We start from the raw sequence: 19322 nt of genomic DNA, 5'->3' as shown, positions 1-19322 counted from the left end.
GTCGGTCAGCCGGGACTACGGTCCACAACTTCGGCCTCTGGCCTATCGCCACCAAGGCTGTGTTCCACGTGCCAGCGGCCGCGTTCATCCTGATAGTAGATTTCTTCGTCTTCACCGCCCACCTGCTGTTCGGCAGCGGCAATGCGGGCTGCCTGAACGGCGTCGGAGTGGGATGGAAATGCCTCGGAATAAGCGCCGCTCATCCTGTAGGCCCAGCCTCCATCATGCTCAACAATCTCGTAGACCACTTTGGTCATGCGCACTTCCTCCTGATAGATTGAAGGAGCGTGGCAACCTTTGCCGCTAACGTGCATTTGAAGAACGAGATCGCGGCACAATCGCCAGGTCCTTGAACACCACTATCCTACCAAATCGCCCAATGTGCAAATGTCACATCTTGCCGCAGCATTGGTTTTGATCAGTCCATGATACGGAAGGCCGAATATGTCGATTGCCACCAGGCTGAAACAAGAGCGTATGCTGCTCGCAGCCGTGCCTTGCGCCGTTGCCGCTTATTTCGCCGAGCATATGGTGATGGCGCACGGCAAGACGCTTTCCTTCATCGTCGCTGCGGCGTTGATCGGCGTCATTATTCTGGTCTCGATGCGGGTTGCCCATCATGCCGAAATTCTCGCGACCAAGGTAGGAGACCCCTATGGCACGATGATCCTGACGCTTTCTGCCGTTGCGGTGGAGGTGCTGATCCTTGCCATCATCATGCAGGAATCCACCTCACCCACTCTCGTGCGCGATACGATCTATTCTGCTGTGATGATCGACATCAATGGCATTCTCGGCATCGCCGCCCTTCTGGGCGGCCTTCGCCACGGCGAACAGCCTTACAATGACGATTCGGCGCGCACCTATGTCGTGATGATCCTCACCGCCATGGGCATTTCGATGATCGTGCCGGAATTCATTCCTCAGGCGAAGTGGCACTATTATTCCATCTTCACCATCGGTGCGATGATTACGCTCTATGCGCTGTTCCTGAAGATGCAGGTCGGTCCACACAGCTACTTCTTCAGCTACAGCTATCCGCGCAACGAGCGCAAGAAATCCGCCGCCGAGCAGCAGCAAGAAGCGGATGAGCACGATGAAAATGGCCCGGCTTCCTACTCGATTGCGATCATTCTGATCGGCGTCGTCATTATCGGCGCTCTGGCGGAATTCATGTCGGCATTCCTGAGCAACGGGCTGGAAGGCAGCGGCGCGCCGCTGGCATTGATGGCCGTCGTAGTGGCCACGATTTCGGCAGCGCCAGAAATCATGACGGCGATGCGCTCTGCCCTTCGCAACCGCATGCAGTCGGTCGTCAACATCGCCATGGGCGCGTCGCTATCAACCGTCATTCTCACCGTGCCGGTCATGGAGGGCATTGCGCTCTATACCGGCCAGCCCTTCATCATGGCCATGACGCCGGTTCAGACGGTGATGGTTTTCATCACCCTGTTTGCCGCAGCCATCAACCTCAATGATGGTGAGACGAACGCCATTGAGGGCATGACGCACTTCATTCTGTTCGCCGCCTTCGTGATGCTGCTGTTTTTGGGGCTATGAATCAAAAAGGCCCGGTCTAGACCGGGCCTTCGATATTAGAAAATCGCGATTAGCGGCAGTTTGCGCAGAAGCGCTGAATGCGGTTGCACGCCTCTTCCAGCAACTTCTCAGATGTTGCATAGGAAATGCGGAAGTTGGGGCCGAGGCCGAAGGCAGAGCCGTGAACGACAGCAACGCCTTCCGTTTCCAGCAACTCGGTCACAAAATCCTCATCCGTCTCGATGACCTTGCCCGATGGGGCTGTCTTGCCGATGAGGCCAGCGCAGGATGGGTAAACGTAGAACGCACCTTCCGGCATTGGGCAATTGATGCCCTTGGCCTGGTTGAGCATGGAGACAACCAGATCACGACGGCCTTCGAAGATCTTCTTGTTGGCCGGAATGAAGTCCTGCGTGCCGTTGAGCGCTTCCACGGCTGCCCACTGCGCGATGGATGTCGCGCCTGATGTCTGCTGGCCCTGGATCATGTCCATGGCCTTGATAAGCTGCAACGGGCCAGCGGCGTAACCAATACGCCAGCCAGTCATCGCATAGGCCTTGGAAACGCCATTCATCGTCAATGTGCGATCATAGAGCGATGGCTCGACTTCGACAGGCGTCACGAATTTGAAGTCGCCATAGGTCAGGTGCTCATACATGTCGTCTGTCAGAACCCAGACATGCGGGTGCTTGACGAGAACGTCAGTCAGCGCCTTCAACTCATCATGGGTGTAAGCCGCACCCGATGGGTTGGATGGCGAGTTGAACAGGAACCACTTGGTCTTCGGCGTGATGGCCTTTTCCAGGGCTTCCGCCGTCAGCTTGAAATTGCCTTCCAGCGTTGTTTGAACAAACACCGGCGTGCCACCGCAGATCGACACCATTTCAGGGTAGCTGACCCAATAAGGTGTTGGAATAACAACTTCGTCGCCGGGGTTAAGCGTTGCCATGAAGGCATTGAAAAGAATCTGCTTTCCACCCGTGCCGACGATTGTCTGCTCTGGCTTGTAGTCGAGGCCGTTTTCGCGCTTGAACTTTTCAGCGATAGCTTTGCGCAGTTCGGGAATACCCGAAACCGGCGTGTATTTCGTTTTGCCGGCGTTAATCGCGGCAATGGCTGCTTCCTTGATATTGTCGGGCGTATCGAAATCCGGCTCGCCTGCGCCAAGACCAATGACATCGCGACCCTGCGCCTGCAATTCGCGGGCTTTCTGGGAAACGGCGATGGTAGCGGAAGGCTTTACGCGGGAAAGAATGTCGGCAAGGAAGGCCATTTTTATCGGTCCTGTTGAAATTGACATCGGCAGAGGTCTGCGACGGTCGCCCTCTGCGCGACTTGGTATGTAGAAAGACAAGGTCTCTTTCAAGACCAATTGCCATGAAAACGTTACCCCACGGCATTTTATAAGCTGCTTAACCAGCACGAAACGCTTTTGCGTTACTGTGTACAGGTTGAAATGATCTTCCGGGTACACCGACATGACACCGAAAAGCATTTTCTCCAATCTTGTGCGCGAAGCTGATGGCTCTTGGTCCACGACCTATGCGCCATTCACACTGAAATCCGCGCTTCAGCCGATCTTCCGGCGCCTGCCCGATGGGCGTCTCGATATCGATTCCTTCGAGGGTCTTGTTCGCCCCTATCAGGGCCTTGAGCTGGTGCCGCCGGCCCAATTGTTTGCCCAGGTGCGCCCCGGCGATATCGAGGCCATAGACAGCATTCTGCGCACCATCCACATATTGAACACCGGCGCGCTGGAGCGCACACGCGTCCGCATCTTCGTCAACTTTCACCCCGGCCTGTTTCGTACCCCGGCCAAGATGCGTCAGGAAGTGGAGCGCATGCGGCTCTCGGCTCATCAAGCGGGCATGTCTGCGGATCGCATCGTGTGCGAAATTGCCGAGAACGGCGCCTCCGAGGCGAGCCTTCTCGCAGATTTTGCCGGACACATGCGTGCCATGGGGTTTCGCGTTGCCCTTCCCGGCTTCGTGGCCGGTGATACCGATATTGAGCGCGTGAAGCTGATCAAGCCCGATTACGTGAAATTCGAGGCAGCGTGGGCGCGCGAGTTTATGCGCAATTCGGCAGGGGCCGCCTTGTTGCGCGTCATCGTCAAACAGTTCGAGAGCGAAGGTATCGAGCCGATTTTCGAAGCACTCGAGGAAGAACGCGAAATCGCCATCTGCAGGGACCTCGGTGTCTCGCTGATGCAGGGCTATGCGCTGGCCCGCCCCGAGCTGGCGCCGACGACCTTCAACGACCGGTTCCCGGAGCTTGCCTCCGGAGCACGATCACCGGCTTATGCCACTCCGCGCCAGGAGGCTTCACTCCCGAAAGCACCGATTGAGCCGCGTGGTCCAAAACCGGTTCGCACCTTCGGAAAACGCGGAATTTGAACGCTGTTTAAACCCCGTTAACCACTGCCTTGATATGGCCACAATAAATACGCCGGACGGTCCGATTTCGGTCTCCATGGCGTCCACTTCCAAGCCAATTTTAAAGCCACGTCGCGCAATTCGATTGCAGCGACGCATGACTTTCATTTCTTAAAAAAATTCGACACGCAACGACGTGCAACAGGGACCGCAACGATGTTTCTCAATGATCGGAAGTCTGCAGACCGGCTGAGAATGCAACGGATACTTTTCACGCTATGGATGGCGCTGGCCGCCCTTATCGTGATGATCACCATGGCAGCCGGGCTGGCCACATCATCCCATGCCGCTGAAATGGTAGATCCCATCCACACATCCGCCATTGCCGCCGCCCCCATCTCCCAGGCATCCGACCGCATATTTGTGATCGTTCTTCTGGTCACAGGTTTTGCGACCCTGGCCGTTGGTGGCATAATGCTGACAGTGAACAGCATTCGCGAGACATTCCAGCGCCAGCGTCGCGACTGATAACCCCGCTTCGAACCATCTGCAAAGGCCCCTCGCCTGTTCTTGCCGTGGCAATTCTTAGCTGATAGATCAGCGCCACGTTGAAAAGGGTTATGCGGTCGCACGGCCCCTGCTTTTGGTGACCCATGACACGCATTCAAGCCAATCTCGTTCTCTTGCTCGCCGCTGCGATCTGGGGTGGAGGCTTCGTGGCGCAATCCACCGCCATGGATACGATTGGCCCGCTCTGGTTTGTAGGTCTGCGCTTTGCCATTGCCGCATTTGCCGTGCTGCCCTTCGCGATGATGGAAACCCGCCGCTTGAAGACACCCCCGAGCCGGGGCGAGTTCAAGGCGTTCATTCTCGTCGGTCTTGCCCTCCTCATGGGAGCAACCACCCAGCAGGTCGGGCTGTTGACGACCTCAGTCACCAATTCCAGTTTCCTCACCGCCCTCTATGTCATCTTCGTGCCGGTCATCGCCGTCGTCATTTACCGACGCTACCCGCATTGGGTCGTCTGGCCCGGCGCGTTGATGATGCTGTGCGGTATTTTTCTCCTGTCGGGAGGAAGCATGAGCAGCCTGACCACCGGCGACATGCTGAGCATCGTCTGCGCCTTCTTCTGGGCAATCCAGATCACGCTGGCGGGGCGGTTCGTCATGCAAAGCAACCGGCCCCTTGCACTCTCCTGCACACAGTTTGCCGTCTGTGCAGTGCTGAGCATGCTCGCGGGCGCTTTCGTGGAGCCTATCAACTACACGGCTATCGCATCCTCGATCTATGAGATCCTTTATGTCGGTCTCGTCTCCTCGGGCCTGGCTTTCGTGCTGCAAGTCATCGGTCAACGCTATACGACAGCGCCTCAGGCAGCGATCTTTCTATCGTCCGAAGCCCTGTTTGGGGCCATGTTTGCGGCAATGTTCCTGCAGGAAAAAATTTCGCCCGCAGGCTATATTGGCTGCGCTATTATTTTCACCGCAATATTGCTGGTTGAACTGGTTCCTGAATTGTCAAAACGCAAAAACGCTACGGGCATTTCTTGAAATACACAGCTTCACGCGACCCTATACTCTAGAAAGCTTTACTCTTTTTGCGCGAAATTTTGTGTAAAATCCTATCGATTGCGATGTTTTCGTTTCACAACTGCTAAAGCACGAGAAAAAATCTGCTATTGGCCGCAAAAACCGCTTTGAAAGAGGTGAACGGGCGCGGAATATGGCCCAAAAGTTTTGCTTGCCAATTTAGAATAAACACAGCAATCTGTTGCTGTTCAGGCGAGTTACGAGCATGGGAAGGCCTAAAAAACAAATGCCTCGGGGATAAAAACTCCGAGCGGCGGGGACAAAATAACGTTGATCAGAACGTCAAAAGCTTTCCACGCAAAGGTCCATATTCTCAACATTCAAAAACTGCCTGCCGTACGCCCTCACGGGCAAAACTGTAATGCTGCCTGGAGCTGAACACGGGCAGAGCGAAAAGGACCTGATGCATGGCCGAGACTGGCACCGTTAAATTCTTTAATACAGACAAGGGCTTCGGCTTCATCAAACCAGACAATGGTGGCGCCGATATCTTTGTTCATATCTCTGCCGTACAGGCTTCTGGCCTGTCCGCTCTTTCGGAAAACCAGAAAGTAAGCTTCGACACTGAACCTGATCGTCGCGGCAAAGGGCCAAAAGCAGTCAATCTCCAGATCGACGGCTAACCTCTGACGACTTTCTATTCTCGTTGAAGCCCGGCAGGAATGCCGGGTTTTTTTGATTTGCGGGAAGGAACACACAATGCCCACTGCGGGTTGAAACGCACGACCCTGCCGTCGCGCGTGTCATCCTCACGCAATTGCAACCTTTTAGGCTGCCGCCTAGATGCCCTTGAGATAGGGATTGGTGCGGCGCTCCTCGCCAATGCGGCCTCCGGGGCCGTGGCCGCAGATAAAGCCAACCTCATCACCTAATGGCAGCACCTTGTTGCGGATCGATGCCAGCAATTGCTCGTGGTTGCCGCCGGGAAGATCCGTTCTGCCAATCGAGCCGCTGAACAGCACATCACCAAGATGGGCGAAAGCCTGCGCACGGTTGTAGTAGATGACGTGACCGGGTGCATGGCCGGGGCAATGGTAAACTTCAAAGACGTGATCGCCGAAGGAGACGGTGGCCCCATCCTCCAGCCAGCGATCCGGCAATACATTCTGAAGGCCGGGAATGCTATAGGTTTGCGCCTGCGTCTCGATGCGCTCCAGAAGCGGCTTGTCATCCTCATGCGGGCCGATGATAGGCAGAGACAGCTTTTCCTTCAGTTCCTTTGCCCCGCCAGCATGATCGAGATGACCATGCGTGAGCCAGATTTCTTTGAGCTTGATACCGTTTTCGGTCACCGTCTGGATGATGACATCGACATCGCCACCCGGATCGACAATGACGCCTTCCTTGGTGTCTTCATCGAAAAGGATTGTGCAGTTCTGCTGAAATGGCGTCACGGGAATAATGCCCGCCTGTAGCTTACCCATGGTCTCTCCTTCTCAAAAAACAGCATCTCTATAGACTGCTCATCACGGTTAAACAACAAAGCGGCGGCGTTTACGAAGCCTGTGCAATATCCAATCGGTATGAGCAGATTGTATTTTAGCGATCATGAAATTCGGAACAGACCTGATGTTCGCGCGTTCTTGCCCCGACCTTCAAAGGAGTAAGACCAATGAACAAGAAGCTCAAGATCATGATTGCCGGTGGCGCTTTTGCGTTGCTCGCCGGATATGCCAATGCAGCAATGGTTGCCACGACTGCGTCCGATCTTTCCGTGCGGTCCGGTCCTGGTGAGGACTACCCGGAAGTCGGTTTGGCAACACGCGGCAGCGATGCCGTGCTTGATGGCTGCATCGACGGCAGCGCCTGGTGCCGCGTCGAGGTGAACGGCCTGCGTGGTTGGGCGAATGCCGATTATCTCAACGTGATGTATGAAGGCGCGCCGGTTATTCTTCGTGAGCGCCGCAGCGACATCAACGTTCCAGTCGTGACCTATGAGAAGACATCCAATGTTCAGTCAGAGCCGAACCCGGGCGACCCGAACCTTGGACGTGTCGGTGAGGTGAACCCACCTGAGCAGGTCATGACCTACATTGACCAGCATCCGGGCGAAACGATCACCTATGATGGCGACGTCGTTGTTGGCACGACTGTTCCGGCTGGCGCACAGATGGTGACAGTTCCTGATTACGAATACAGCTATGTTCGCATCAACGACCGTGCGGTTCTGGTAGAGCCAAGCACACGTCGTGTTGTTTACGTCTACGAGTAAGCATTCGATTTCAAATTTGAACGACAGGAGAGCGCGGCATGTCCGCGCTCTTTTGCGTTCGCAGGCCCGCGTGCCCATATTGATGTTGATGTCCAGCCGACACCATATTATCGATCGCAACACAAAATGATCACGCCTATCCTCCCGTTTGCCTCATTTTCGGGTAGTGTCTCGGCATGTGTACCAACCGGCACCCGTGGCCAGCCAGAATGAAGGAATGACAGTGCCTGCGCAGTCGCTGAAAAAGACCGCTCTCAAGCAAGCCCCTGCGCTTCCGCATGTCGATGACGGAAAGATCGACTTCGATACGATCGAGGCGTTTTTCTTTGCCTATCGAGATTTCGTGTCCGACCCTGATGTGATCCTCTCCAAGCTGGATTATGGCCGGGCGCATCACCGCGTGGTGTATTTTGTTTGCCGCCAGCCGGGCATGACCGTGGCCGACCTGCTGGACACGTTGCAGATCACCAAGCAAAGCCTTGCGCGCGTGCTGAAGCAATTGATCGATGATGGCTATATCCGCCAGATGGCCGGGCCTGAAGATCGCCGCCAGCGCAGGCTCTATCCGACACTAACGGGCCGTGAGCTGGCGCTGGCACTCAGCGATCCCCAGTCTCGCCGCATCGACCGGGCGCTGGAAGCCATGCAGCCAGAAGCGCGCGCCTGCGTGCGCGAATTTCTGGCGCGCATGCGTGATCCCGCCACCGACAGAGTTTTGAACGCAGTGGAGGAATGACATGGTGAGCAATTCGCCCCGGCAGCCATTGGCGGATGACGACGCCCCTCACCTGCTGATCGTTGATGACGACTCGCGAATCCGCGCTTTGCTGCAGCGCTTTCTGGGTGACAAGGGCTACCGCATTACCGCAGCAGCAGATGCCGCCGAAGCACGCCGGAAGATGGAAGGCATACGCTTCGACCTGCTTATCCTCGATGTGATGATGCCCGGCGAAAACGGATTGTCGCTGACCAAGTCGCTCAACGAAAACAAGTCGGTTCCGGTCATTCTTCTGACGGCCCGCTCCGAAGCCGATGCGCGGATTGCCGGTCTGGAAGCTGGTGCCGACGACTATCTGGCAAAGCCGTTTGATCCGCGTGAACTGGTGCTGCGCATCAACAATATCCTGAGGCGCAACGCCTCGCCCGACACGCCAAAGATTGAGCAGATCATCTTCGGGCCCTATAATTTCTCCGTGCCCCGCAAGGAATTGCGGCGCGGCGCCGACATCATCAGGCTGACCGACCGCGAGCAGGACATCATGCTTCTGTTCGCTCTGCGATCCGGCGAAACCATTCCGCGCCACGAGCTTGTGGATGCGGAGGCAGATGTGGGCGAACGCACCATCGATGTGCAGATCAACCGGCTTCGTCGCAAGATCGAGGACGACCCTGCAAACCCGGTTTACCTGCAGACAGTGCGTGGCATCGGCTATCGTCTGAGTGTCGATTAAAAGCCTGTGCCCCGCGCAGGCGAGTGAGAGTGGGCGAAAATGGCAATCGGCGATTTGATGACCGCAGTTCAAGACAGCGCCCCCATGCGAGCCTGGCGTTCTTCCGCCCGGTGGCTGCGGCACTGGCTGCCGACGGGCCTTTACACACGCTCGCTTCTCATCATCATTCTGCCCATGGTTCTGTTGCAGGTCGTTGTCGCTGCTGTGTTCATGGAACGCCATTGGCAGCTTGTGACCGAGCGCCTCTCTGCCGCCGTGACCCGCGATATTGCAGCCGTCATCGAATTGCTGGAAACCGACCCTGAGGAAGATGACTACCAGCGGGTCATCAACATCGCGCGCGAGAAGCTCGATCTCAGTGTCTATATCGAGCCGAAACAGGAGTTGCCGGAGGCGCGACCACAACCCCTGTTCTCCATCCTCGATACCATTCTGGCAGACCAGATTCGCCAGCAGATTGGCAAACCCTTCTGGCTCGACACTTTCGGCAATGGTGCGCTGGTGGAAATACGCATCCAGCTTGACGACAAGACCCTGCGCGTCTTCACGCGTCGCAGCCAGGCCTATGCTTCCAACACGCATATCTTCCTCGTCTGGATGGCCGGGGCGTCGCTGGTCCTGCTTGGAATTTCCATTCTGTTCCTGCGTGGTCAGATCAGACCCATTCTGGCGCTGGCAAAAGCCGCAGAAAGCTTTGGTCGTGGGCAGAAAATGACAGCCTATTCGCCCAGAGGTGCCGACGAGGTGCGCCGCGCGGGCCTTGCCTTCATTTTGATGCGGGAGCGCATCGAGCGGCAGATGGAGCAGCGCACCGCGATGCTGAACGGCGTCAGCCATGACCTTCGCACCATCCTGACGCGCTTCAAGCTTCAGCTGGCGCTGGCAGCTGACAACCCCGATCTTGAAGGACTGGACAAGGACGTCGACGATATGCAGTCCATGCTGGAGGCCTATCTGGCCTTCGCACGCGACGACACAGAAGAGACGGTTGGAACGCTGGAACTTGGCCCCCTGTTCGACAGGTTTGCCAATGATTTCCAGTCCTGCGGAAAGACCTTCAGCTATCAGCTCAATGGCATACAGGAGCTTTCCGTTCGCCCCACTGCATTCTCACGTCTGCTCGGAAATCTGGCCGCAAACGCCCACCGCTATGCCACAACGCTCGCCGTTGAAATCCGCAAGGCACCGAAATCGATTAGCTTCGTCTTCGATGATGATGGCCCGGGTATTCCTGAGCACTCACGGGAGGATGTGTTCAAGCCGTTTCATCGCTTGGATGAAGCGCGCAATCTGGACGCCTCCGGCACCGGGCTTGGCCTGTCTATCGTGCGCGACATCGCCCGAAGCCATGGTGGCGACGTAACATTGGATGACAGTCCGCAGGGTGGATTAAGGGTGATCGTCAAAATCCCGGTCTGAGATCGCGGGGACCGCTTGCCTCAGCACATCTTCTCGCCGTTGGGAAGGGCACGTTCCACACCGGCAAGCACGATGGCACCGTCCGTATCGGCAAAACCAAGCGTCAGGACTTCGGAGCGGAAAGGACCGATCTGGCGTGGCGGAAAATTGACCACCGCCATAACCTGCCGTCCCAGAAGCGTTTCCGGCGTGTAATGCACGGTGATCTGAGCCGACGATTTCTTGACGCCGATCTCTGGCCCGAAATCGATTTTCAGCTTGAATGCAGGCTTCCGCGCCTCGGGAAAGGCCTCGACCTCGACAACAGTGCCGACGCGAATATCGACCTTCTCGAAGTCTGCATAGGTGATCGGCTCACTCATCGAGACCCTCTTTAAACAGCCAGCTCTTCGGCGCGTTTTCTGGCGGCAGCAATGGCCTTGTCGAACAGCGGCTGCATGCCATTGTCATCCATCAGAACCGAGAGTGCTGCCGCAGTCGTGCCGCCGGGCGACGTGACGTTCTTGCGCAAGCGTGAAGCGTCCTCGGGGGACTGATGAAGCAATTCACCAGCCCCCGCGACGGTTTCCCGTGCCAGGCGCATGGCGAGGTCCGCCGGCAAGCCGCATTTGCGACCTGCCTCTGCCATGCACTCCACGAGATAAAAAACGTAGGCAGGGCCACTGCCTGATAATGCAGTAACCGCGTCGATATCGCCTTCGGTCGCAACCCACTCCACCGGACCGCTGACCTTCAGCAGCGTTTCGACGAGGGAACGCTGCTGCTCTGTCACCGCCTCATTGGCGAATGCACCCGTCACGCCGCGTCCAACCATCGCAGGCGTGTTCGGCATTGCGCGGATGGCCGCGGACTTACCAAGAAGGGCTTCGATACCATCAAGCGTCTTACCCGCCGCGATGGACACGACAACGGTTTGTGGCCCGACCATGGATTTCAACGCAGGCAGAACGACATCCATCAACTGTGGCTTGACTGCCAGAAACAGAATGCCCGCAACCGTATCTTCCGGTGGCGCGGTGAGGTGTGTGGCACCGGCTTCCGCAATCACGCCCATCATCGCATCGGACGGACCGGGATCGATAACGATGACCGATGAGCCCGTGACACCCTTTTTCAGCCATCCAGAGAGCAAGGCGCCGCCCATATTGCCAGCGCCGATGAGAACAAGCGGACCAGATGCAAGCGACACCATAGGCTCAGGCTTCCCCGACTGTTTCGAACAGCGCGGCTTCCATGGCAGCCTTGGCTTCCATGCCGGACCAGACAACAAACTGGAATGCCTGGAAATACTGTTCGCAAGCCTCAAGCGCGCTGGAGAGCAGCACTTCGACCTGCTGGTTTGTCGGCTCCGCGCCACCTGCCAGCAACAAGGACTGACGGAAAATGACGACATCTTCCTGACGCCACAGATCGAAATGCCCCATCAGCGTCTGGCCGTTGACATGCGCCAGAAGGCGGATGACTTCATTGACCCGGTGATCGGCGATCTTAAGATCGAATGCACACGCCAGATGCAGCGCTTCGAACTGCTCCATCCACGAGAACGAGACGTGATAATCAGCCCACTTGCCCTCGACGGTCATAGCGATTTCATCTTCGCCGGAGCGCTCGAACGACCAGTCGTTAGACGCGGCAACGAACTCGATCATATCGACCGGGTTTGAGTAACGCTCGACTTCAAATTCCATTAGGCTCATACGGCACCTTCTCAGCCGGAAATGAATGTTCTGTCTCGCACGCAAAGGCACAAAAACGCACACGCAAATGCCGGATTTCAATACTTACGGATGATGCCCGACGCCGCCAGAATAACGCTGCAAACATGTCTGGAGCTTACGGGGTTCGTTTCGAATCATCATTGAAAATCAGTGTATAACGAGCGAGTCCCCGCGCCACCCCCGGCATCCCGTTTTTACAATCAGAACTGTGTATATCTCCTCTTACGAAACCTCAGTTGTGAGTCATAACTGACTCTGCCAATTGTGTTTTTTGGACGTTTCCACAGACGTTAAAAAAAACTGAATGAAATTGCTTGCTTGTGGGTCCCGAATCCCCACTACGGCGCAAACTGCTTCGAAATGATACAGAAATGAAAAATGCCGGACCTTTGGGAAGGCCCGGCATCAGAATCAGCAGTCGAAAAAACGGCTTAGGAAGCGGTCGTGGAGGACTTTGCTTCCAAGGCTTCGATGCGTGCACGCAGAGCATCATTCTCGTCGCGGGCCTGAATGGCCATTTCGCGGACGGCTTCGAACTCCTCGCGCTTGACGAGATCGAGGCTGTTCAGCCAACGCTCGGCCTGCGCATGAAAAGCGGATTCAACTTCCTTGCGCATTCCCTGCGCGGCACCGGCCGCATCAGTCATGATCTTGGCGAATTCATCGAAAATTCGGTTGGTTCCGGTCGTTGTCATGGTGCTGTTTCCTCATGAATATCTGGAAAGGTCATTTGCTCTTCCGGGTCATGCATCTCAGGTAGGCACTCATCCGCCGCCTTGCAAGAAAAATAAGGAAGCGACACCGCTTCAAACGCCACGGGCCCGGCCACCATTGCGCCGAAGAATCGCCTTGACCATACCTCTTTCAATCGCCATTTTCTCGCCGGGTAAAAGAATAGAAGAGGTATCCGGCGCCCAACCGTAGCACTCTTAAGTTCCTTGCTCTCAACGCAATGACAATGGAATACGCGATTTGTTTGCACCGCTGGCCCAGTTCTCCATCATGCCTTTCCCTAATATCGATCCGGTGGCGTTCAACCTGGGACCCCTGCCAATCCATTGGTATGGCATCGCCTATGTCTTCGGCATCATGCTGGGCTGGTATTATGCCCGGACATTGAGCCTTACCGATCGCCTATGGCCGCACGAAAAATCGCCGATCACGCCTGTCCATCTCGATGACTTCATCGTCTGGGCCGCCGCCGGCATCGTGCTTGGCGGGCGCATTGGCTATATTCTGTTTTACGATATGGGCGCCGTCATCGCCAATCCGATCCGCGCGCTGCAGATCTGGAATGGCGGCATGTCGTTTCATGGCGGCCTCATCGGCACAACCATCGCCATGGTTCTATTTGCGCGCCGCAACGGCATCCCTGTCTGGAGCATGTTCGACATCATTGCGGCCGTTGCACCCATCGGCCTGTTTTTCGGCCGTCTCGCCAATTTCGTGAATGGCGAGTTGTGGGGTCGGTTGAGTGATGCGCCCTGGGCGGTGGTCTTTCCAACGGGCGGTCCGTTTGCGCGCCATCCGAGCCAGCTTTATGAAGCAGCGCTTGAAGGCATCGTCCTGCTGATTATCCTCGCCATTCTGATTTATGGCTTCAAGGCGCTGCGACGCCCCGGTACGGTGACGGGTGTTTTTGTCTGCGGCTACGCGCTGTCGCGAATCTTTGTGGAATTTTTCCGTGAGCCGGATGCGCAGATCGGTTATCTTGCCGGGGACTGGTTGACCATGGGCATGGTTTTATCAACACCCATGTTCCTGCTGGGCGTCTGGGCAGTTCTACGCGCGCGCCGCGCTTCGGCAGCATAGGGACCGGGTGACACCATGCCGACACCACTTGCACGCCGCATAAAATCCCTCATCCGCCTCAATGGCCCCATGAGCGTGACCGACTTCTTCGCGCTATGTCTCGCAGACCCGGAGCATGGCTACTACAAAACGCGCCAACCCTTTGGCCGCACCGGTGATTTCGTCACCGCGCCCGAGATCAGCCAGCTGTTCGGCGAAATGCTCGGCGTTTTCATCGTCCACGCATGGCAGCGACACGGTGCGCTTGCCCCTGTGCGGTTGGTGGAGATCGGCCCGGGCCGCGGCACCATGATGGCTGATATGCTCCGGGTCATCCAGCGCATCGCACCACCGCTTTATGACGCCATGACGGTCCATCTGGTGGAAACGAGCCCGAAACTGAGCGACATTCAACGCCAGACGCTGGCCGCGCACGGCGAGAAGATTGCCTGGCATGAGAGCTTCGTCGAGGTGCCGCCGGGATTTCTGCTGATTGCCGCCAACGAATTGTTCGACGCCATTCCCATCCGCCAGTTCGTGAAGACGCCGCAAGGCTTCCGCGAACGCGTGGTGGCGATGGATGCCGAAGACGAACTGATCTTCACCGCCGGTCTCGCCAGCATCGACCCTGACCTGCTGCCACCCCTGCCGGAGCGCCAGCCGATTGGCACCATATTCGAGTATTCCCCTGCCCGCGAAGCCGTGATGACAGCCATTGCACAAAGGCTGAAAAGTCAGGGCGGCGTGGCGCTCATCATCGATTATGGCTATATCGTTTCAGGCTTTGGCGACACGTTGCAGGCGCTTCGCATGCATGAATATGATCCGGTTCTGGCCCATCCCGGCGAGGCCGATCTGACTAGCCATGTGGACTTTGAAAGCCTCATGAGAACTGCGGAGAGTTTTGGCGTTCACGTCAATGGCTGTCTGCCGCAGGGAGATTTCCTCTATGGCCTTGGCTTGCGGGAGCGTGCGCAGGCGCTGGCATCCAAAGCCACCCCCGATCAGGAGATGGAAATTGCCCAGGCCGTCAACCGGTTGGCGGGTGAAGGGGCGGGTAAAATGGGTGAACTGTTCAAGGTGCTGGCAGTGTCCAGCGCGCCCGTGCATTTGCTGCCCTTCCGCCCCCTGGATTGACAGGGGCACCGCCCTTGGGCCACCATTGGATAAATACGAAGCAGAAAAATCTGCCGTCTGCATCGCAAGAGATGCGCTTAACCGGAAACACTCGCACGCGAATATTCGTTTCAGAATCAGCGACATCGCCAAGGAATGACACCGTATGCAGGACGAAACTCTGCCGCTGCCCATCCAGAGCCCATTGCTGGCCGCGGGCGCAAACAAGGCCATTCGCCATGGCTTCTTCACCCGTCACGGCGGTGTCTCGGAAGGCATCTATCGTGGTCTGAATGTCGGGCTGGGATCTCATGATGTCCGCCAGTCGGTTATGGAAAACAGACGGCGCGTTGCCCAATGGTTCGGACTGCCGGTGGAAAAACTCGCGACCGTTCACCAGATGCACTCTCCCAATGTGAACGTCATCGACGTGAGCTATAATGGCGAGAGACTGGAAGCCGACGCGATGGTGACGGCCACGCCGGGCATCATCATCGGCGTTCTCAGCGCGGATTGTGGACCCATTCTTTTTGCGGACGCAGAGGCCGGCGTCGTGGGCGCGGCCCATGCGGGCTGGAAGGGCGCCGTTACGGGCGTTCTGGAAAACACCATCGAGGCGATGATTGGCCTTGGCGCCAAGCGGGAACGGATCGTGGCAAGCCTCGGCCCCTCCATCAGTCGCCTGAATTACGAGGTCGGGCCGGAGCGTGTCGAGAGCCTTGAAGACATGAACCCAGCCTACGCTGCCTATCTTTCGCCCTCGCCCAATGAGGGCCATGCCTTTTTTGACCTGAAGCAACTGACCATCGACCGGCTGGCTGGCGCTGGCGTAACGGCGGAAAATCTCGATCTCTGCACCTACCCGGATGATGACAGGTTCTTCTCGTTCCGCCGAACCACGCATCTCCGCGAGCCGGATTATGGACGGCAGATTTCAGCAATAGCAATTCTGGAGAACTGATATGGCCTTGCACTTCGACGCAGCCGAATTCGAGGCACGCCGCGCCCGCCTGAGCGAGAAGATGGCAGAGGAAAAGCTGGACGCTATCCTGCTGTTTGCGCAGGAAAGCATGTACTGGCTGACCGGCTACGACACATTCGGCTACTGCTTTTTCCAGACGCTGGTGGTCAAGGCCGATGGCACGATGACGCTTTTGACGCGCTCGGCCGATCTGCGTCAGGCACGCCAGACCTCCAACATCGAAAACATCGTCATCTGGGTGGATCGCATCAATGCCGATCCAACGCTCGACCTCAAAGACCTGCTGAGCGATATGGATCTGCTTGGCTGCCGCATCGGCATCGAATTCGATACCCACGGCATGACGGGCAAGGTCGCGCGCCTCCTCGACAATCAACTCGCAAGCTTCTGCCAGATCATCGATGCATCGGCTGTGGTCAGCGGCTTGAGACTGGTCAAGAGCCCCGCCGAAGTCGCCTATGCGAAACGCGCTGGTGAATTGGCCGATAATGCGCTGGATGCCGCGCTTAAGATCGTGGGCCAAGGAGCAGACGAAGCGGATATTCTTGCTGCTATGCAGGGTGCAGTCTTTGCGGGCGGTGGTGATTACCCCGCCAATGAATTCATCATCGGTTCTGGCCCCGACGCGCTTCTGTGCCGCTACAAGGCGGGACGCCGCAAACTGGACGCGAAAGACCAGTTGACGCTGGAATGGGCTGGTGTCAGCGCCCATTACCACGCGGCCATGATGCGCACCATCATCATCGGCGAGCCGGATTTCCGTCACAAGGAGCTTTACAACGCCTGTGCCGAAAACATCCGCGCTATTGAGGAGGTTTTGCGCCCCGGCAACACCTTCGGTGATGTGTTCGATGTCCACGCCCGCATCATGGACGAGCGCGGATTGACGCGCCACCGCCTGAATGCCTGCGGCTATTCTCTTGGCGCTCGCTTCTCGCCCTCATGGATGGAACACCAGATGTTCTATGCGGGCAACACGCAGGAAATCCTGCCCAACATGACGCTGTTCGTCCACATGATCATCATGGACAGCGACACGGGCGCGGCGATGACCCTTGGCCAGACCTACCTCACCACGGAAGGGGCGCCGGAATCACTCTCGCGCCACAGCCTTGATCTGTTGACGGTCTAAACTCGATTTGACTCGCAACGACCTCAAACCCTACATTACAAACATATGATGGTTGGGCGGAGGACGTGATGAAGGGACATCTGACATGCGCCGGTTAGGATTGGTCATCGCAATCCCGATCCTGACCCTCGCACTATCGGCCTGTAACACCACCGATACGCTGACCCCGCTTGTGAATGTGGGGGAAAGCAACGTGCAATCGACTCCCGTCAATCAGGGCGATCTCGATCAGGTAGCCGCGGCCGCTGACCGGACCCCAACGGGCATACCATCTCAGGTCCCAGCCTACGCCCCGCAAAACACCCGACAGGCCCAGGCGCAGGCCATGACCAGCGGTGTTCAATATGGCAAGCCGGTGGCAGACCAGCCCATGCCTGCGGCGCAGCCGCAGCCAGAGGTAAAGACGGCTGCACTCCCCGCTGGTGGATCCACGGGAACAATCCGGTTTCTGCCGATCATCGGCGCGCCCGTTCAGGCCGTCACTCCGCTTTCCAGACAATTGGGTGCGGAAGCCCGCGCAAAAGGTCTGACGATCCGCCCCTCCTCAGACACCACGGCTGAAAATATTCTGAAAGGCTATCTCTCGGCCTTTGCCGATGGCGGCAACGTGACCATTGTCTATGTGTGGGATGTGCTGGATGCGAATGGCGCGCGGCTTCACCGACTTCAGGGCCAGGAGGTTGTGCCTGCACGCGGAGCAGACCCGTGGTCTGGCGCAACAGACGCGGCCATGCAGAAAATCGCGGCCAAAACACTTCAGGATTACCAGTCATGGAAAAATGCTCAACGCGGATGAGCAACCTGTGATAGAATCAAGGCGGATAAGCTTCGACCGAGTCACAAAGTTTTCATGAAAATTAAGGCTAACACCCTCTGACCTATTGCATTCACGGGCAACACCGCTATTAAAGCGCCCATGGCAAAACGGCATGTCCGGCACCCATTCGGGTCGGGTATTCCTTCCCGTAGAACGACGCGGAGACCACAGCGAGCAACGTTGATGGATCTTCAGCATTGGCATGGAAACAGGCGGCAACAATGAAGGTTTTCGCAGGCAATTCGAACCGGCATCTGGCCGAAGCGATCTGCAAGTATCTGAATGTCCCTCTTGGAAATGCCACTGTAAAGCGGTTTGCTGACCAGGAAATATTCGTAGAAATCTCAGAAAACGTGCGCGGCGAGGATGTCTTCCTCGTTCAGTCCACGTCTTTCCCGGCCAATGACCACCTGATGGAACTGCTGATCATGATCGACGCCATGCGTCGTTCATCGGCAAGGCGCATCACGGCGGTTCTTCCCTATTTCGGTTACGCCCGGCAGGACCGCAAGGCTGGCCCCCGCACACCGATTTCGGCAAAGCTGGTTGCCAACCTGATTACCGAAGCCGGTGCAGACCGCGTTCTGACGCTTGATCTGCATGCTGGACAGATCCAGGGCTTCTTCGACATTCCAACCGACAACCTCTTCGCCGCCCCTATTCTGGCGCGCGACGTGAAGGAACATTACGACACCAAGAACGTCGTGGTCGTTTCCCCTGACGTTGGCGGTGTTGTCCGCGCCCGTTCGTTGGCAAAGCGTCTCGACTGTCTGCTGGCCATCGTCGATAAGCGCCGTGATCGTCCCGGCGAGTCCGAAGTCATGAACGTGATTGGTGACGTGACCGGCAAAGACTGCCTGCTGATGGACGATATCGTCGATTCCGGCGGCACACTCTGCAACGCGGCTGAGGCGCTTCTCAAGAATGGCGCGACCAGCGTTACCGCCTATATCACCCACGGGGTTCTGTCCGGCGGCGCAGTTGCCCGTGTGGCATCCTCCAAGCTGCGTGAACTTGTCATCACTGATAGCATTCAGCCAACCACCGCTGTACAGTCCGCGCACAATATCCGCGTGATCACCACCGCCACCCTGCTCGGCGAAGCGATCAACCGCACGGCAATGGAACAGTCTGTTTCCGGCCTCTTCGACTGATATTCTACGATCATCGTATCAATGAAA

General features: G+C 57.0%; 23 protein-coding genes. 15 read left to right on the top strand and 8 right to left on the bottom strand.

Annotated elements, in window-relative coordinates; genetic code table 11:
* Positions 1 to 5 precede the first annotated feature (5 nt).
* Positions 6 to 257, bottom strand: coding sequence for a DUF2188 domain-containing protein (locus tag RQI55_RS01740; protein ID WP_192064178.1), 252 nt, complete (start codon positions 255 to 257; stop codon positions 6 to 8).
* Between the two features lie 187 nt (positions 258 to 444).
* Between RQI55_RS01740 and RQI55_RS01735 the strand changes: the two genes are divergently transcribed.
* Positions 445 to 1560 carry a calcium:proton antiporter gene (locus tag RQI55_RS01735; protein ID WP_243255355.1) on the top strand — a complete coding sequence of 372 codons (1116 nt, stop codon included), beginning with the start codon at positions 445 to 447 and terminating at the stop codon, positions 1558 to 1560.
* A 49-nt stretch (positions 1561 to 1609) separates the two neighbouring features.
* On the opposite strand, the gene RQI55_RS01730 is transcribed toward RQI55_RS01735, so the two are convergent.
* Positions 1610 to 2812 (bottom strand): pyridoxal phosphate-dependent aminotransferase, encoded by a 1203-nt coding sequence (locus RQI55_RS01730; protein ID WP_042617288.1) that lies wholly within the window; start codon positions 2810 to 2812, stop codon positions 1610 to 1612.
* A gap of 205 nt (positions 2813 to 3017) precedes the next feature.
* Here RQI55_RS01730 and RQI55_RS01725 point away from each other — a divergent pair, with 205 nt between their 5' ends.
* The 4 genes from RQI55_RS01725 to RQI55_RS01710 all read left to right on the top strand — a co-directional run bounded on the left by RQI55_RS01725 (position 3018) and on the right by RQI55_RS01710 (position 6126).
* Positions 3018 to 3935 carry an EAL domain-containing protein gene (locus RQI55_RS01725; protein WP_311272304.1) on the top strand — a complete coding sequence of 306 codons (918 nt, stop codon included), beginning with the start codon at positions 3018 to 3020 and terminating at the stop codon, positions 3933 to 3935.
* Positions 3936 to 4169: 234 nt separating this feature from the next.
* Positions 4170 to 4442, top strand: coding sequence for a hypothetical protein (locus RQI55_RS01720; protein WP_155398778.1), 273 nt, complete (start codon positions 4170 to 4172; stop codon positions 4440 to 4442).
* Positions 4443 to 4567: 125 nt separating this feature from the next.
* Positions 4568 to 5464, top strand: coding sequence for a DMT family transporter (locus RQI55_RS01715; protein WP_311272305.1), 897 nt, complete (start codon positions 4568 to 4570; stop codon positions 5462 to 5464).
* Positions 5465 to 5910: 446 nt separating this feature from the next.
* Positions 5911 to 6126 (top strand): cold-shock protein, encoded by a 216-nt coding sequence (locus tag RQI55_RS01710; RefSeq protein ID WP_042617292.1) that lies wholly within the window; start codon positions 5911 to 5913, stop codon positions 6124 to 6126.
* A gap of 156 nt (positions 6127 to 6282) precedes the next feature.
* Here the strand turns inward: RQI55_RS01710 and RQI55_RS01705 are convergent, their stop codons facing one another.
* Complete coding sequence (locus tag RQI55_RS01705) at positions 6283 to 6927, bottom strand: MBL fold metallo-hydrolase (RefSeq protein WP_311272306.1); 645 nt, start codon at positions 6925 to 6927, stop codon at positions 6283 to 6285.
* Between the two features lie 188 nt (positions 6928 to 7115).
* Here RQI55_RS01705 and RQI55_RS01700 point away from each other — a divergent pair, with 188 nt between their 5' ends.
* The 4 genes from RQI55_RS01700 to RQI55_RS01685 all read left to right on the top strand — a co-directional run bounded on the left by RQI55_RS01700 (position 7116) and on the right by RQI55_RS01685 (position 10585).
* Positions 7116 to 7715, top strand: coding sequence for a DUF1236 domain-containing protein (locus tag RQI55_RS01700; protein WP_192064181.1), 600 nt, complete (start codon positions 7116 to 7118; stop codon positions 7713 to 7715).
* A gap of 217 nt (positions 7716 to 7932) precedes the next feature.
* A complete protein-coding gene (locus RQI55_RS01695) occupies positions 7933 to 8451 on the top strand; it encodes a MarR family transcriptional regulator (protein ID WP_311272307.1) in 519 nt (172 codons plus the stop codon).
* Position 8452: 1 nt separating this feature from the next.
* Positions 8453 to 9166, top strand: a complete 714-nt coding sequence (locus RQI55_RS01690) for a response regulator (RefSeq protein ID WP_042617296.1) — start codon at positions 8453 to 8455, stop codon at positions 9164 to 9166.
* A gap of 57 nt (positions 9167 to 9223) precedes the next feature.
* Positions 9224 to 10585 carry an ATP-binding protein gene (locus RQI55_RS01685; RefSeq protein WP_409233674.1) on the top strand — a complete coding sequence of 454 codons (1362 nt, stop codon included), beginning with the start codon at positions 9224 to 9226 and terminating at the stop codon, positions 10583 to 10585.
* Positions 10586 to 10605: 20 nt separating this feature from the next.
* On the opposite strand, the gene RQI55_RS01680 is transcribed toward RQI55_RS01685, so the two are convergent.
* From RQI55_RS01680 to RQI55_RS01660, 5 genes are all read right to left on the bottom strand, one after another.
* Positions 10606 to 10947: a tRNA-binding protein gene (locus RQI55_RS01680; protein ID WP_243255346.1), complete on the bottom strand. Its 342-nt coding sequence runs from the start codon at positions 10945 to 10947 to the stop codon at positions 10606 to 10608.
* An 11-nt stretch (positions 10948 to 10958) separates the two neighbouring features.
* A complete protein-coding gene (gene proC / locus RQI55_RS01675; RefSeq protein WP_243255344.1) occupies positions 10959 to 11777 on the bottom strand; it encodes a pyrroline-5-carboxylate reductase in 819 nt (272 codons plus the stop codon).
* Positions 11778 to 11781: 4 nt separating this feature from the next.
* Positions 11782 to 12282, bottom strand: coding sequence for a YbjN domain-containing protein (locus RQI55_RS01670; RefSeq protein WP_042617300.1), 501 nt, complete (start codon positions 12280 to 12282; stop codon positions 11782 to 11784).
* A gap of 452 nt (positions 12283 to 12734) precedes the next feature.
* Complete coding sequence (locus tag RQI55_RS01665) at positions 12735 to 12998, bottom strand: accessory factor UbiK family protein (RefSeq protein WP_042617301.1); 264 nt, start codon at positions 12996 to 12998, stop codon at positions 12735 to 12737.
* Positions 12995 to 13171: a hypothetical protein gene (locus RQI55_RS01660; protein ID WP_243255343.1), complete on the bottom strand. Its 177-nt coding sequence runs from the start codon at positions 13169 to 13171 to the stop codon at positions 12995 to 12997. Before RQI55_RS01660 ends, RQI55_RS01665 begins: the two co-directional genes overlap by 4 nt.
* A 134-nt stretch (positions 13172 to 13305) precedes the next feature.
* Between RQI55_RS01660 and lgt the strand changes: the two genes are divergently transcribed.
* The 6 genes from lgt (at position 13306) to RQI55_RS01630 (ending at position 19295) form a co-directional block, all read left to right on the top strand.
* Positions 13306 to 14115, top strand: coding sequence for a prolipoprotein diacylglyceryl transferase (lgt, locus tag RQI55_RS01655; RefSeq protein ID WP_192064477.1), 810 nt, complete (start codon positions 13306 to 13308; stop codon positions 14113 to 14115).
* 15 nt (positions 14116 to 14130) lie between these two features.
* On the top strand, positions 14131 to 15231 hold the full coding sequence (locus RQI55_RS01650) for a class I SAM-dependent methyltransferase (RefSeq protein WP_243255342.1): 1101 nt from the start codon (positions 14131 to 14133) through the stop codon (positions 15229 to 15231).
* Between the two features lie 145 nt (positions 15232 to 15376).
* Positions 15377 to 16171, top strand: a complete 795-nt coding sequence (gene pgeF / locus RQI55_RS01645; RefSeq protein WP_243255341.1) for a peptidoglycan editing factor PgeF — start codon at positions 15377 to 15379, stop codon at positions 16169 to 16171.
* Position 16172: 1 nt separating this feature from the next.
* Positions 16173 to 17324, top strand: a complete 1152-nt coding sequence (locus RQI55_RS01640) for a Xaa-Pro peptidase family protein (RefSeq protein WP_243255340.1) — start codon at positions 16173 to 16175, stop codon at positions 17322 to 17324.
* A gap of 85 nt (positions 17325 to 17409) precedes the next feature.
* Positions 17410 to 18120 carry a hypothetical protein gene (locus RQI55_RS01635; protein ID WP_243255339.1) on the top strand — a complete coding sequence of 237 codons (711 nt, stop codon included), beginning with the start codon at positions 17410 to 17412 and terminating at the stop codon, positions 18118 to 18120.
* A gap of 242 nt (positions 18121 to 18362) precedes the next feature.
* Complete coding sequence (locus RQI55_RS01630; protein ID WP_042617306.1) at positions 18363 to 19295, top strand: ribose-phosphate pyrophosphokinase; 933 nt, start codon at positions 18363 to 18365, stop codon at positions 19293 to 19295.
* Positions 19296 to 19322 lie beyond the last annotated feature (27 nt).

Source organism: Rhizobium sp. WCS2018Hpa-16 (assembly GCF_031843705.1).
Lineage (GTDB): Bacteria > Pseudomonadota > Alphaproteobacteria > Rhizobiales > Rhizobiaceae > Agrobacterium > Agrobacterium tumefaciens_C.
Note: the sequence above shows the minus strand (reverse complement) of the source record. Positions and strands in the feature narration are given on the sequence as shown.